15 protein-coding genes and 1 pseudogene are annotated in these 14,406 nt (G+C 35.5%); 14 read left to right on the forward strand and 2 right to left on the reverse strand.

Going from position 1 to position 14,406, the window contains the following annotated elements; translation table 11 throughout:
• Positions 1 to 31: 31 nt before the first annotated feature.
• From ACQKN4_RS15355 to ACQKN4_RS15365, 3 genes are all read left to right on the forward strand, one after another.
• Positions 32 to 472: a hypothetical protein gene (locus ACQKN4_RS15355; protein ID WP_427484101.1), complete on the forward strand. Its 441-nt coding sequence runs from the start codon at positions 32 to 34 to the stop codon at positions 470 to 472.
• Between the two features lie 265 nt (positions 473 to 737).
• On the forward strand, positions 738 to 2,765 hold the full coding sequence (locus ACQKN4_RS15360) for an RHS repeat-associated core domain-containing protein (RefSeq protein ID WP_427484102.1): 2,028 nt from the start codon (positions 738 to 740) through the stop codon (positions 2,763 to 2,765).
• A gap of 4 nt (positions 2,766 to 2,769) precedes the next feature.
• A complete protein-coding gene (locus ACQKN4_RS15365; protein ID WP_427484103.1) occupies positions 2,770 to 3,396 on the forward strand; it encodes an Imm43 family immunity protein in 627 nt (208 codons plus the stop codon).
• Positions 3,397 to 3,581: 185 nt separating this feature from the next.
• Here ACQKN4_RS15365 and ACQKN4_RS15370 read toward each other — a convergent pair.
• A pseudogene (locus ACQKN4_RS15370) lies at positions 3,582 to 3,782 on the reverse strand (IS3 family transposase); the annotation flags it as partial.
• Positions 3,783 to 4,866: 1,084 nt separating this feature from the next.
• On the opposite strand from ACQKN4_RS15370, the gene ACQKN4_RS15375 reads away from it, so the two are divergent.
• Together ACQKN4_RS15375 and ACQKN4_RS15380 are read left to right on the forward strand one after the other, a co-directional pair.
• Entirely contained in the window at positions 4,867 to 5,799 is a 933-nt protein-coding gene (locus ACQKN4_RS15375; RefSeq protein WP_427484165.1) for an RHS repeat domain-containing protein, read from the forward strand.
• Complete coding sequence (locus tag ACQKN4_RS15380; RefSeq protein ID WP_427484104.1) at positions 5,799 to 6,395, forward strand: hypothetical protein; 597 nt, start codon at positions 5,799 to 5,801, stop codon at positions 6,393 to 6,395. Before ACQKN4_RS15375 ends, ACQKN4_RS15380 begins: the two co-directional genes overlap by 1 nt.
• Positions 6,396 to 6,956: 561 nt before the next feature.
• Here ACQKN4_RS15380 and ACQKN4_RS15385 read toward each other — a convergent pair.
• Positions 6,957 to 7,163, reverse strand: a complete 207-nt coding sequence (locus ACQKN4_RS15385; protein WP_427484105.1) for a hypothetical protein — start codon at positions 7,161 to 7,163, stop codon at positions 6,957 to 6,959.
• Between the two features lie 12 nt (positions 7,164 to 7,175).
• On the opposite strand from ACQKN4_RS15385, the gene ACQKN4_RS15390 reads away from it, so the two are divergent.
• The 9 genes from ACQKN4_RS15390 to ACQKN4_RS15430 all read left to right on the forward strand — a co-directional run bounded on the left by ACQKN4_RS15390 (position 7,176) and on the right by ACQKN4_RS15430 (position 14,237).
• A complete protein-coding gene (locus ACQKN4_RS15390) occupies positions 7,176 to 8,258 on the forward strand; it encodes an RHS repeat domain-containing protein (protein ID WP_427484106.1) in 1,083 nt (360 codons plus the stop codon).
• Positions 8,259 to 8,376: 118 nt separating this feature from the next.
• Positions 8,377 to 8,889: a HEAT repeat domain-containing protein gene (locus ACQKN4_RS15395; RefSeq protein ID WP_427484107.1), complete on the forward strand. Its 513-nt coding sequence runs from the start codon at positions 8,377 to 8,379 to the stop codon at positions 8,887 to 8,889.
• Between the two features lie 435 nt (positions 8,890 to 9,324).
• Positions 9,325 to 10,506 (forward strand): RHS repeat domain-containing protein, encoded by a 1,182-nt coding sequence (locus ACQKN4_RS15400; protein ID WP_427484108.1) that lies wholly within the window; start codon positions 9,325 to 9,327, stop codon positions 10,504 to 10,506.
• A gap of 356 nt (positions 10,507 to 10,862) precedes the next feature.
• Entirely contained in the window at positions 10,863 to 11,183 is a 321-nt protein-coding gene (locus ACQKN4_RS15405; protein WP_427484109.1) for a hypothetical protein, read from the forward strand.
• Positions 11,184 to 11,210: 27 nt separating this feature from the next.
• On the forward strand, positions 11,211 to 11,471 hold the full coding sequence (locus ACQKN4_RS15410; RefSeq protein ID WP_427484110.1) for a hypothetical protein: 261 nt from the start codon (positions 11,211 to 11,213) through the stop codon (positions 11,469 to 11,471).
• Positions 11,472 to 11,821: 350 nt separating this feature from the next.
• The gene (locus ACQKN4_RS15415) at positions 11,822 to 13,024 is read left to right on the forward strand and encodes an RHS repeat domain-containing protein (RefSeq protein WP_427484111.1); all 1,203 of its coding nucleotides are present in this window, start codon (positions 11,822 to 11,824) and stop codon (positions 13,022 to 13,024) included.
• Positions 13,002 to 13,196: a hypothetical protein gene (locus tag ACQKN4_RS15420; RefSeq protein ID WP_427484112.1), complete on the forward strand. Its 195-nt coding sequence runs from the start codon at positions 13,002 to 13,004 to the stop codon at positions 13,194 to 13,196. Before ACQKN4_RS15415 ends, ACQKN4_RS15420 begins: the two co-directional genes overlap by 23 nt.
• Before the next feature lie 6 nt (positions 13,197 to 13,202).
• On the forward strand, positions 13,203 to 13,460 hold the full coding sequence (locus ACQKN4_RS15425) for a hypothetical protein (RefSeq protein ID WP_427484113.1): 258 nt from the start codon (positions 13,203 to 13,205) through the stop codon (positions 13,458 to 13,460).
• 522 nt (positions 13,461 to 13,982) lie between these two features.
• Positions 13,983 to 14,237 (forward strand): DUF7660 family protein, encoded by a 255-nt coding sequence (locus ACQKN4_RS15430; RefSeq protein ID WP_427484114.1) that lies wholly within the window; start codon positions 13,983 to 13,985, stop codon positions 14,235 to 14,237.
• The last annotated feature ends 169 nt before the right edge of the window (positions 14,238 to 14,406 follow it).

Here is a 14,406-nt window from a genome sequence, read left to right on the forward strand (position 1 = left end):
TTTAATTCGTTATTTAAAGGAGAAGGGTCCAATGCTGACAGAAAAAATAAAAGTTTGGCTTAAAAACAAAGATTGGTATACTGAAGAAGATTTTAATGATAAGAAAAAGTTTATTAAAGTTCTTGAAGATTTAAATATCAGGAAGGATTTGCCTATATTTGACTTTTTTACACATTCAACAGATCCCTCTTATAAAGGTCGTTTATTTGAATTAAACAATATTTGTTGGGCTTCAGTGTATTCTGACTATGAAAGTAACATAAATATGACGTGGAATATACTAAAATTACCAAAAGAGTATATTCCATTAGATGATTTTGAGGCAGAAGGAGGGTTCTTTTATAATAGAGAAACTGGAGAAATTCTTGAACTCGAAATAGGTGAAAAATTGATTAATTTTTTAGAAGGTAAACTAAAACCACAATGGAAAGACTTCAATGTATTTTTAGAATGGTATTTCAAAATAGAATAAAAGAGGGGATGGGAGATTAATTATTATCTATCTCGCATTACTCACAAAAATATGTAAAGAGGGGCCTTTTAAGCCCTTTCTTTACATATTTTTTGCGTTAGAAATGGAATTGTTTTTTTCTGTATTTAGTGTATAACCTATTCATCAGGTGAGTAGTACTGTTTCGTCTTACATGTGCAAATCTATCAGATGGTAATGTTGAAGAGATCTTTTTTGCTAAAGATAACCATACGCAGTAGCCTTTGATTACACCATTCTTGGCAGTTTGATATCCCGAGAACAAGGTGGGAAGAAAGTCAATTTCACCTATGATACAGAAGAGCAGTTAAACGCTGTCATCAACGAAAGAGGCGAAACGTATCAGTTTGAACGTGATGCGAAAGGGAATATCATCAAGGAAATTGGCTTTGATGAGGTTGAAAGAACGTATGAGCGAAGTCCAGCAGGATTGGTTCAAAGGATTCAACGTCCAGGTAATCGTTGGACAGCGTATCAGCATGACGGCCTAGGAAATATAATACGTGCTGATTATTACGATGACACTTGGGAAACGTTTGGCTATAACAAAAATGGTTCGTTAATTGAGACTGAAAATGAACATGTGACTGTAAAGTTTGAGCGAGACCAATCTGGACAAGTAATCAAGGAGTGGCAAAATGACCATTGGATTGGAAGTAGCTATGATGAAATAGGTAATCGCTCACAAATTACAAGTAGCTTAGGTGCAAACATCGATGTCGCTCGTAATGAAATTGGAAATGTGTCGCAAATTACAGCTTCTCGCTCAGCTCAAGACCATTGGACAGCAACGATTCAGTACAATGCTCTTGGACAAGAGATTGAGAAAATCCTACCAGGGGATGTCGTTAGTAAATGGAAATATGATGTAACTGGTAGACCGACACAGCATCGAATATGTAGTCAAAATCGTCAAACACGAAGACGAGTGTACAATTGGGATGCCAATAATCGCTTACGAAGCAAGGTAAATGAGTTAACGGGTGTACAAATGACCTATGGTTACGATGAATTCAGTAACCTAGTTTGGTCCAATCAGGGCGGTCAATTTGACTTCTTACACCGCAGTGTCGATGATGTCGGGAATCTGTATGAAACAAAAGAAAAGACAGATCGTGTCTATGGTGTCGGAAGTAGATTGCTTGAAACGAAAGAGGCAACATTCTCTTATGATGATGAAGGTAATCTGATTCAGAAAGTTGAAAGAACTGGTGATGCGTGGGAGTACGAATACGATGGTAATGGGATGATGTCAAAGGTTGTGTTCTTATCAAAGAACAATTCAACTTTAAACAAAGTGATTATTTTCAAATACGATCCACTTGGTAGACGTGTGGAAAAAAATTGTGAAGGAAAAGCGACTCACTTTGTCTGGGATGGCAATACGACTTTACATGAGTGGGTAGTAAAGGCAAGTACGATAAGTACCCAAGATGCGAATACAAACCAACAGGGAAATCTCGTAACATGGGTGTATGAAGATAATTCACTTACACCATCAGCTAAAATTACCAATGAAGGTAACTTTAGTATTATCAGTGATTATCAAGGTACTCCTGTAGAGGCGTACGATGAGGAAGGAAACCAAGTCTGGTCTATAGAACTTAACATCTATGGACAAGGTAAGGAACTTACAGGATATAAAGGTTTCATTCCATTCCGTTTTCAGGGACAGTATATGGATGAGGAAACAGACTTGTACTACAACCGATTCCGATATTACTCGCCGAACGAAGGGATTTATATCCAACAAGACCCTATAGGACTTGCAGGAAACAATCCTACACTATATGGATATGTAAGTGATACGAATAGTTGTATTGATCCATTTGGATTATCGAGAGCGCCAAGTACAATACTCTCAGGTAATGTTCAAAAAGGTTTTAAAGGGAGAAACTTTACAGGTTTTCAGGTTCATCATGTGATTCCGACAAATGTTTGGAAGCAATATCAAACATTTTTCAATGATATTGGTATTGGAGGTTTAAGAGATCAAGCTTTTAATGGTATGATGATTCCTAGTAATCCGGATACTTTAAAAGGTAGTACATTTGATTTTATTCATAATACTTCTCATAGTGCTTATAATAAGAATGTAATGAACAGAGTAGCCAATATATATGAAGAATTTGATGATGGTTTTATAAATGAAAAACAAGCTAGAACACAAGTACGTAAACTGCAAATGCAACTTAAAAATCAACTGCAAACAGGACATTTTAGTAAAGATTATGTACCATCAAAAAAATATCCAACTTGTAAACGATTGGGGTAATTTTATGAAATATTTTATGTTAGTCAATGATAGTGCAAATTCCCCCATCTATTTAGATGGTGTTTTGCACGAAAGCTATACTGATGAGAAATATGACGAAGGAATGAGCTATAATTGGAATCGACCTTTTATTGAACAAATGGATTTCCCAAAAGAACTTTGGTTAATAACGAGAAGCAAAGTTCAATTTGACTACTACGAAAATTTCTTTGGTCATGTAATCTCTGAAAAATTTTTATCTTCAATGGATCAAGTAAATATATTACAGGATTATGGTATAGCTAATTTACATGTTGTTAGTACAAAAGGTAAACCAAAAGTAAAAGATTTATTTTTCTTTATTAAATGTATTAAAAGACATTCATTAGTTGATTATGATAAATCTGAGTACCTTACAAGAGAAGTTCCAAATAATGCAAAATTAAAAGTTGGTGGAAGTTTCGTTGATAAGTATATAAAGTTGGTGTTAAAAGACACTGATCTTGATTTATTTCAATTAAGCGATTTAAAACTGGGAAGGTACCTGTTTTGTTCAGAGAGATTTAAATCATTGTGTGAAAAAGATAATCTTAAAGGGATTCAATTTATGGACTTAGATTCAGTGCCTAACTATCTACAATCTATATTGTAAATAAACACTATTTTTTATTATTTCGATTCGGAAAATAGAAATTATTGATATAAGCAAGCTATAAAACGGTCTGCATTATATTGAATTATTCGATAGCGACTTTTAGTTCAGTAAGCATAGCAAAAGAATAGTAAAATTCCCCATGGTAATGAAGTGACCTTCAAATGTTAGACAGAGTTATTTCATTATGCAGAGGTTTGGGCATGAGTTCGATATTTTGTATCGGACTCATGTCTTTTAACGTGGCCCTTAATTCGTTTTGTATTCTAATATGTTATGTATTTTTCTAATTCAATTTTAAAATGTGCTACACTTTCAAGCTTTGTAAGGTATAGAAATTCTAACTTCAAAATGCCAAAGAAATTAGATGGTAACGACGTACAATTGAAGTACAATGCCTATGAAGATATTGTTTTTGCGAAAGATAACCATACGCAAGTAGCCTTTGATTACACCATTCTCGGCAGCTTGAAGGCTCGAGAACAAGGTGGGAAGAAAGTCAATTTCACCTATGATACAGAGGAACAGTTAACCGCTGTCATCAATGAAAAAGGCGAAGCGTATCAGTTTGAACGCGATACGAAAGGAAATATCATCAAAGAAATCGGCTTTGATGAGATGGAAAAAACGTATGAGCGAAGTCTGGTAGGATTAGTTCAGAAAATTCAACGTCCAGGTGATCGTTGGACAGCGTATCAACATGATAATTTAGGAAATGTCATTCGATCTGAATACTATGATGGTACCTGGGAAACATTTGCCTATGACAAAAATGGTTCGTTAATTCAGACTGAAAATGAGCATGTGGCCGTAAAGCTGGAACGAGACCCATCTGGCCAAATAATCAATGAATGGCAGAACGACGATTGGATTGCGAGTAGCTATGATGAATTAGGCAACCGCTCACAGATTACAAGTAGCTTAGGCGCAAAAATCGATGTTGCTCGTAATGAAATGGGAAATGTGTCACACATCACAGCCTCTCGCTCAGAGCAAGAACATTGGACAGCATCCATGCAGTACAATGAACTCGGCCAAGAGATTGAGAGAATCTTACCAGGGGATGTCATCAGCAAATGGCAGTATGATGTAGTAGGTAGACCAATACATCATCGAATAAGTAGTCAAAATCGCGATACACGAAGACGAGTGTATAATTGGGATGTCAATCATCAATTACGAAGCATGGTAAACGAGTTAACAGGTGTAAAAGTTACCTATGGTTACGATGAATTTAGTAACCTCGTCTGGTCCAATCAAGGCGGTCAATTTGATTTCTTACACCGGAGTGTCGATGATGTCGGGAATTTGTATGAAACGAAAGAAAAGACAGATCGTGTTTATGGTGCCGGAAGTAGATTACTTGAAACGAAAGAGGCTACATTCTCTTATGATGATGAAGGTAACCTTGTTCAGAAGGTTGATAAGAATGGTGATACTTGGAAGTACGAATACTATGGCAATGGCATGATGGCAAAGGTCATCAAACCAGACAAGACAGAAGTTACTTTCAAGTATGACTCGCTAGGTAGACGGATAGAGAAGTGTTCTAACGAGAAAACAATTAGATTCGTGTGGGACGGAAATAATATTCTACATGAGTTTTCAGAGAATGATTCGGAAAAACTTGAAAATGATAATCTGGTCACATGGGTGTTTAATGATGGATTCATACCTTCAGCTAAAATCACGAGTGAAGGTAACTACAGTATTATTAGTGACTATCTAGGAACGCCTGTAGAAGCCTATGATGATGATGGTAAAAAGGTTTGGTCAGCTGAGCTTGATATTTATGGACGAGTAGTGGAGTTTACTGGTGAGCAGGATTTCATTCTGTTTAGGTATCAAGGGCAGTATGAAGATGTTGAAACAGGATTGTATTACAATCGATTCCGTTATTACTCACCAAGCGAGGGGATGTATACACAACCTGATCCAATTGGGCTTGAAGGTGGAAATCCTACTTTGTATGGGTATGTAAGTAACCCTATTATGCAATTAGATCCACTAGGGCTAATGGCATTTTGGAAAGAGCTAAAACATAACGGAATGGGACATCATACGGTTCCGAGATCCCATGCAAATCAACATGGTTTTCCAAATCTAGGTACAAAAAAAGATTCGCCTTCATGGTTTCCTTACAAAATCGAAGGCTCGGATGAGTTACACAAACAATTCCATGATGCATTAAAAGACCAAGGAATTCCATTTAATAGACCTTTTAATGGTTCTTCTGCTGACTTAATTTACAAAACAAATGAAGCATACAAGGGTTTTTCACAAAAGGGGTTTGTAATGATTCCTAGGACTGGTGAAATAATTGCAGAAAATGTTACAGTTCGTGAAGGGTTCCATGAATCTATGAAATGGGATATAAAGAAAAATAGTGGGGGTTGTAATTAATGGTGATAAAAAAATTAAAATTGATGTTATATGCTCCTGGGTTAGTAATATTTGATCCTCTAACTTTAAATAATTTTTTGGAGAAAAATAACATTTCGAGGAATGATTTGCTGGGTTTTTTTAGTGAAAATGAAAAAATAGGCCAAGAGGTTATATCTAAAGGTTGCATTATTCCAATATACGAAATTCCTGAACTTGATGATCACTATCAAATATTAATTAACTCTAATCAGGATAATTCTTTGATCCCTAAAGAAAATCACATCTTTACAACAAATCCATTTCCTCTACATGTTACTAGCGGAAATATTATTATATCAGATATTTCTGCTATAATTGATTGGGATAAAAATTATTACTTAAACTATGAAGAGATAAAAGATGAAAGCTACGACAATTGTAATAGTGTCCAGATGTCAAAGAACTATTACTCAGTTAGAATAACAGGTTACTGCGGGAATAATTTGAAATCAAATAAAGAGTTTGGCTATATTTTAAATTTTAGTGCTACTGAAAAGCTACCACATTTTGATTTTACAAAGAGTATCGATGAATATAATTTTGTAGTTGACCCTGAGAATCGAATGATTGAATGATACTACTTTTTTGATTAGGGCATATAAAGTGGAAAGATAAAGGGAGTAATGTTTGTCAAAGTGGGAAGTACCCAAACAAGCAGAATTCGTCGAAATGTGGAGTATTATTTAATAGACAATTCACTGTGATTTAAGATTAGTATTTATAATCAACTTTCTCTAAAAAAGGAATTTAATGTATTGCCTTACAGTACGAAGTTAAAACAGTTCAGTACTACAGCCTATTCTGTATATTTACTTAGCGTTAAAAGATTATTTATAGATACAAAAACATATGTAAAGAGGACGTCATAAGCCCTTTTTTACATATGTTTTTTTGTTTAAACATTTACTTTCTTCATCTGAGGGACAGGTTATTTGTAAAAAGAAATCAAAACTACTAGAAGTTTATGGATCATCATTAGTAATACGACATTGAAATGCATGATGTTGCCTCACACATAGGTTGAGGTTATTTCTTGATAATTTGAAAATTTTATAGTATTTTTAGGCAGCCTTTCATAGATTACGAGTAGCCTATGTGCAAAAATCGATGTTGTTCGTAATGACATTTTTGACTATTTATTCGATGGTGTGTTGGTCTACCCGTCGTATCATACTGCCATTTGCTGATGACATCCCCGGTAAGATTCTTTCAATCTCTTGACCGAGTTCATTGTACTGCATTGATGCTGTCCAATGTTCTTGCTCTGAGCGAAAGGCTGTACTTTGTACACATTTCCCAATCGTGATAAACGGAGACGCGTGTATAATTGGGACGTCAATCATCGCTTACAAAGCATGGTAAACGAGTTAACAGGTGTAAAAGTTACCTATGGTTACGATGAATTCAGTAACCTCGTCTGGTCCAACCAAGGAGGTCAATTTGACTTCTTACACCGCAGTGTCGATGATGTCGGGAATCTGTATGAAACGAAAGAAAAGACAGAACGTGTCTATGGTGTCGGAAGTAAATTGCTTGAAACGAAAGAGGCAACAATCTCTTATGATGATGAAGGTAATCTCGTTCAGAAAGTTGAGAAGAACGGTGATACGTGGAAGTATGAATATAACGGTAATGGAATGATGTCGAAAGTCATCAAACCAGACAAGACAGAAGTTACTTTTAAGTATGACTCGCTAGGCAGACGAATAGAGAAGTGTTCTGACGAGAAAACAACAAGTTTCGTCTGGGATGGAAATACTATTCTACATGAGTGTTTCTCAGAGAATGATTCCGCTGAATTAGAAAATGATAATCTAGTCACATGGGTATTTAAAGATGGGTTTGTACCTTCAGCGAAAATTACGAGTGAAAGTAATTACAGCATTATTAGTGACTATCTTGGGACGCCCGTAGAAGCTTATGATGAAGATGGTAAAATGGTTTGGTCAGCTGAGCTTGATATTTATGGTAGAGTGAATGAATTTACAGGTGAGAAAGACTTTATTCCATTCCGTTATCAAGGGCAGTATGAAGATGTAGAAATAGGATTGTATTATAATCGATTCCGGTACTACGACCCAGAACAAGGGAACTATACTCAAATAGATCCAATAGGACTTGCGGGGAACAACCCTACACTTTATGGGTATGTGAGTAATCCAAATAGTTGGATAGATCCTTTTGGTTTAATTGAAACTTACTATAGAACGATGAGTCAAGAACATTATGAAAGTCTTCAAAAGACTAAGAAAGTATCTGCCACATCCGAAACATTTATTTCCCCAACGAAATCATTTTCAGAGGATTATAAGGGAGTAACAGTTAAATTAGAAGTTAATGACGGAATTACTGCAAAATTAGAACAAATTGGAGTAAAAGATTCATCCAAACGGACAAGGGTTAAGTATCCGGAAATGCCAGGTGTTAGCAAGGGTTAGGCTGAGAGAACGCTTTGTTTAAGGCAGAAGGAAATCAAATTAACATAGGACTTGGAAAAGGAAAGGCGTTAGAAACGTTCAATGAAAATATTTCAAGCTTTGAAAAGGTGGGATGTAGATGATAAGTAACACTCAAAGAGAACTAGTAAAAAAATTAATGGATGACTTGATTTCGAAAAATGAATTTGTGCAAGCTTTTTTCGAAAACGCTTCAGTTCATTCTGATTATTTATTGGAACTACTCGAAGAAGTCTATATGGAAAAAAACGCAGATGATCTAGAAGATATAATGTACGTAGGTTTTGTGTTCAATCTATTTACAATAAAGTATACGAGTATTCTATGCAAATTAATCGAAGAAGATTGGCATATTTCACATGAAGATATTGCTTCGCTATTTCAAAAATTGAAACCAATAGATGCTTGTGAGTCGTTGTATATTGCTGCAAATCATAGACTTGAATATTTAGAATATGATGAGGCATATGCACTTGCCGTAAAATGTATATGGGCATTGGGAACAATTAATACAGACCTCTCAATAGAAAAGCTTAAATTATTAGCTACCTCATCAAACGAGATAATCAGAGAGAGTGCGATTAATCAACTTTCTCAAACTGGTAACTTATAAAAAATTGTTTCATCGGTAGTTGAACGGTTATAGAAAACGAGACAAAAAAATTAAGGTTACTTTATTCAAATGCGATTGTGCAGACTGAATAAAGTAATCTTTATAATGTTTTTCTACTTGTAAAAACATTATTTGAGAGTACTCGTCTTTCCGTAGCTGTCAACTTAAGAAAGTGTGTACTCCTTTTAAAAAGTTGGTATAGATAAATACCAATTTTTTTGAAAGGAGTATTTTTTTTTATGACGATAGCCCAAAATGTCAGTTACTCCGAAAGTTATTTGATTTCATTATTCTAAAAGAGTTGATATTACAGAGTCTTATTACAGCTAGTGATTTTCAAGGAAGGTGTAAAAAACCATGTCGATAAAAATCATTATTTGACCTAATATCTGTTTGGGAAAATACAAAGGACCCTATTGGGATTGCAAAGTCTTCATGGAGTGGCAAAATGACCATTGGATTGCGAGTACCTATGATGAATTAGGCAACCGTTCACAGATTACAAGTAGCTTAGGCGCAAAAATCGATGTCGCTCGTAATGAAATGGGCAATGTGTCACAAATAACGGCTTCTCGCTCAGAGCAAGCACATTGGACAGCATCAATGCAGTACAATGAACTTGGCCAAGAAATTGAGAGGATCTTACCGGGAGATGTCATCAGCAAATGGCAGTATGACGTTACAGGTAGACCAACACACCACCGAATAAGTAGTCAAAACCGTGATACAAGAAGACGAGCGTATAATTGGGAAGTCAATCATCGCTTACGAAGTATGGTAAACGAGTTAACGGGTGTAAAAGTTACCTATGGCTACGATGAATTCAGTAACCTCGTCTGGTCCAATCAAGGCGGTCAATTTGACTTCTTACACCGTAGTGTCGATGATGTTGGGAATTTGTATGAAACGAAAGAAAAGACAGATCGTGTCTATGGTGCCGGAAGCAGATTGCTTGAAACAAAAGATGCAACATTCTCTTATGATGATGAAGGTAATCTTGTTCAGAAGATTGAGAAGAACGGTGATATGTGGAAATACGAGTACTGTGGAAATGGAATGATGTCGAAGGTTGTTAGACCAGACAAAACAGAAATTCATTTTATGTACGACCCACTCGGACGACGAATAGCCAAAGTGAGTGAATGTAAAGAAACAAAATTCATATGGGATGGGAACATCATTTTACACGAATGGAAAATCACTAAAGAAAGCGGCTTGTCCCAACCGACAAATGAAGACCTAACAACATGGATATTCAATACAGACACATTCATCCCAACAGCCAAACTAACAAGTTCAGGTAGTTACAGTATTATAACCGATCACTTAGGCACACCAGTAAGTGCCTATGACGAACAAGGAAAAGAAATCTGGCTATGTGAACTGGACATCTATGGCAGAGAAAAACCAGAACTAGACCAATACAAACAAGCAAAAGAGTTCACATGCGCAAAAGACTTCATCCCGTTTAGATATCAAGGACAGTACGAAGATATTGAAACAGGATTATATTACAACCGATTCAGGTACTACGATCCCGTACCAGGGATATATACCCAACAAGACCCAATAGGGCTTGCAGGGAATAATCCCACGCTTTATGCTTATGTAGCATGATCCGAATATTTGGATTGATGTATTTGGATTAAATTCAGCATCTCTTCTAAAACAACTTAGGGGAAAAAGTGTTTCTCAACTTGAAAAAATATTAACAAATTCAGGGTTTAATCAGACCAGAGTAACTTCAACAGGAAATCAAACATGGAATCATACTGATGGTTCTAAAGTAATGATACATCCCTATGGAGATGTAAGGACTGGTCCATATAAAACAGGAAACAATGGACATGTTCATAAATATGACCCTAGTGGTAGTGCATTAAATGACAAGGGATTAATAAGTACTAACCCAAATGAAACACATATTGGTATTAAAAACCCAAAAGACTTGCCTGAGGTAAGAGGAAGAAATCATGGAGAAGGGTGTAGATAATATGGGTATTGAATACAGAATAGTTCTCGAAGAAAACGAAAAAATAGATTTGGTAATCGAGAATATATTCTCTGTCCTTAAATCTAATGAAATATATAAAGATGTAATCATGGATCAAAAAGTAATAGTATTTCCATATGACGATGTTAATTGGGGTAGATGGTGTACTATAGAAAATTACAAGGATGAAATATACATCTGGACTATTGGTAACAGGAGAGTTCAAGAAAGTGAGTTAATTGAGGAAGTTTGTAAAGTGATTGTAAGCCTAAGTTTACAATATGAGGTGGAAGAGGTTTAGTAAAGGATGAACTAAAATTAATTCGAAATGATTTATTATTTAATAGAAAAATATGGTGATGTAACGAGATGGGAAATTGAAATATTTAAAATAGGAAATGATTTTGACTATTTTGATTTGACTTTTCTTGATGAAAAAGATGTGAGACTTTTTTCAACTTTTAAAGTTGAGAAAATTACTTCTGAATGGAAAGAAGATATTTTTGCTCTATCAAAATATAAATTACAAAAAAATGAGCGTTTAGATTTTGATTCACGTTGTTTTGGCATGCCCTTTTGTCCGCTGTGACAGAAGGGCTTTTTTTATGTGCACGGCATGTGCAGCAAACGCCACATTTTTAGGATTCAATATAGGATGTCGCCCTAGTATGAGCGAATGGCTGGGGTGGTTCAGAGAATCCAAAGTCCGGGCGATCGTCAGACAGCCTACCAGCATGACAATTTAGGAAATGTCATTCGGGCTGATTATTATGATGACACATGGTAAACGTTTGTTTATGACAAAAATGGATTGTTAATGGAGACTGAGAATGAGCATGTGACCGTAAAGCTAGAGCGAGACTCATCTGGACAAGTCATCAGGGAGTGGCAGAATGACCATTGGATTGTGAGTAGTTATGATGATTTAGGCAATGAAATGTGTTGCAAATTACGGCTTCTTGTTTAGAGCAAGCCCATTGGACAGCATCAAGGCAGTACAATGAACTCGGCCAAGAGATTGAGAGAATTTTACCAGGGGATATCATAAGCAAATGGCAGTATGATGTAGCAGGTAGACCAACACACCACCGCATAGATAGTAAAAACCGCGATACACGAAGACGAGTATATAATTGGGATGTCAATCATCGATTACGAAGCATGGTAAACGAGTTAACGGGTGTAAAAGTTACTTATGGTTACGATGAATTCAGTAACCTCGTTTGGTCCAAGCAAGGTGGTCAATTTGACTTCTTACATCGTAGTGTTGATGATGTTGGGAAATTGTATGAAACGAAAGAAATGACAGATCGTGTCTATGGTGCCGGCAGCAGATTGCTTGAAACGAGAAAGGCCAAATTCTCTTATGATGAGGAAGGAAATCTCGTTCAGAAAGTTGAAAAGAATGGTGATATGTGGAAGTACGAGTACTATGGCAATGGCATGATATCGAAGGTCATCAAACCAGATAATACAGAAGTTACTTTCAAGTATGACTTACTAGGTAGACGAATAGAGAAGAGTTCTGACGAGAAAACAATGAGATTCGTGTGGGATGGGAATACAATCTTACATGAGTATTCCTCAGAGAATGATTCAATTGAATTAGAAAATGATAATCTAGTCACATGGGTATTTAAAAATGGGTTTATACCTTCAGCTAAAATTACGAGTAAAGGTAACTACAGCATTATTAGTGATTCTCTTGGAACGCCTGTCGAAGCTTATGATCAAGAAGGCAATAATGTTTGGTCAACTAAGCTTGATATTTATGGTAAAATTACAGAATTTACAGGTGAAAAAGATTTCATTCCATTCCGCTATCAAGGGCAGTATGAAGATATTGAAACAGGATTGTATTTTAACCGATTCCGATACTTTTCACCAAATGAAGGAGTTTATACACAGTCAGACCCGATTGGGCTTGCTGGGGGAAATCCCACTTTGTATGGCTATGTAAAAGATTCAAATAGAATGATCGATCCTTTTGGATTAAATGAATGTGAGATTGACAAGCCAGATTGGAGTCGAACAAGGCACTATGGTTACACTACTCAACAGCATGTAGAACTACATAACGTTGATGATTTAACTAAACCGAAGCACGGCGTATTTTCGGATGATGAGTTTTACTCAAACTAATGATGCTTGGACAAATAAAGGATCCCCTGTTACTCAACCGAACGGGAATGATAAATATGTAATTCCTTCTTCAGAAGGTGGATTTAGAGGATCAGGTGATGTTTTAAATAACGTTCCGATTATTACAGAAGGTGGAACAAATAAAATTGTTACCGAATTTCCTTCAAAATAACTAACTATGAAAGAAGAGAGTAAAATGAAAAATGAATATAAAGTTGATTGGTGCCCATTGTGTGATCAAGGCTGGGTTATAATTGTAAAAGATATTCAAACATCAAATCTGTATTTGTGTTGTAAAGAATGTGAATCAGAATGGAAAAGTCCATATGAAATAACTCAGGAACAATGTTTGCCATTTAACACATATGCAAAATATGATTTTCCAACTGGAGATGAGGTGATTAGTTATGGCTGGGCTGAATTTATCAAAACCTAAAGGTGTAAGGAAAATCTTAGTGAGTAGTATTCAGTGAACTTCATAATTAATAGAAATATTTCCGAGAAAATATAATTTTAGAACCTACGTATGAAGAAGTACAAAACCCTTTTTACGTAGGTTTTTTTAAGTCAGGGACTGCTTTTTCTGTCTATGTGATGGTGGTTATAATCAAAAGACTTACCTATCGTAAGCGGGAGAAATCATAGAGAAGGGTGTAGAAAATACGGGGATTGAATACAGAGTAGGCTTGAAGATAATGAAAAAATAGATTTGGTAATCGAGAAGATATTTTCTGTCCTTAAGTCTAATGAAAAATAAAAAGATGTAATTATAAATCAAAAAGTAATATTGATGAAATCCCAGTAAACTGGGCCAAGAGAAGTGAAATAAAGCATCAGTGGTTTAAAATGTCAACAAAAGTTGGAGGAACATCAATTGTTTTAAAGATGGATGATGGAACCAAATCGGTAATTTGTAGAAAAAAATAAAGTCGATAGTAGGTCGAAAGGTGTGAATTGTATGGATTGGTATGACATAATTGAAAACGTTTCTAATAAGCAACAGTTCTTAAATTTTGTAAATTTATTATCAGCCGATTTTTTAAAAAATAGAGATGAATGGGAGAATAAATCTATAGATGAATTTCTTCTAGGCATTGAGGGCTGGGTGGAAAGTATGGAAGGTTTTTTTGAAAATTCTGGTTTAGAAACACCCGAAAATATTAATTGGAATTTTTTATCGATGGTGTTATATGTGGGTAAGATTTATGAATAAAAGTCCACTCTAAAAAAGAGTGTGATTATACGAAATTTGTATGTTGAGAGGCTTTAAAATGATGAGTGTGGTGTAAAGAATATTTCAAAATTATGATCCTAGCATCGGAATGTATACGCAAATAGACCCTATAGGGCTTACAGGGGGCAATCCTACATTCTATGACTAT

Source organism: Lysinibacillus sp. NPDC093692 (assembly GCF_050280125.1).
Lineage (GTDB): Bacteria > Bacillota > Bacilli > Bacillales_A > Planococcaceae > Lysinibacillus.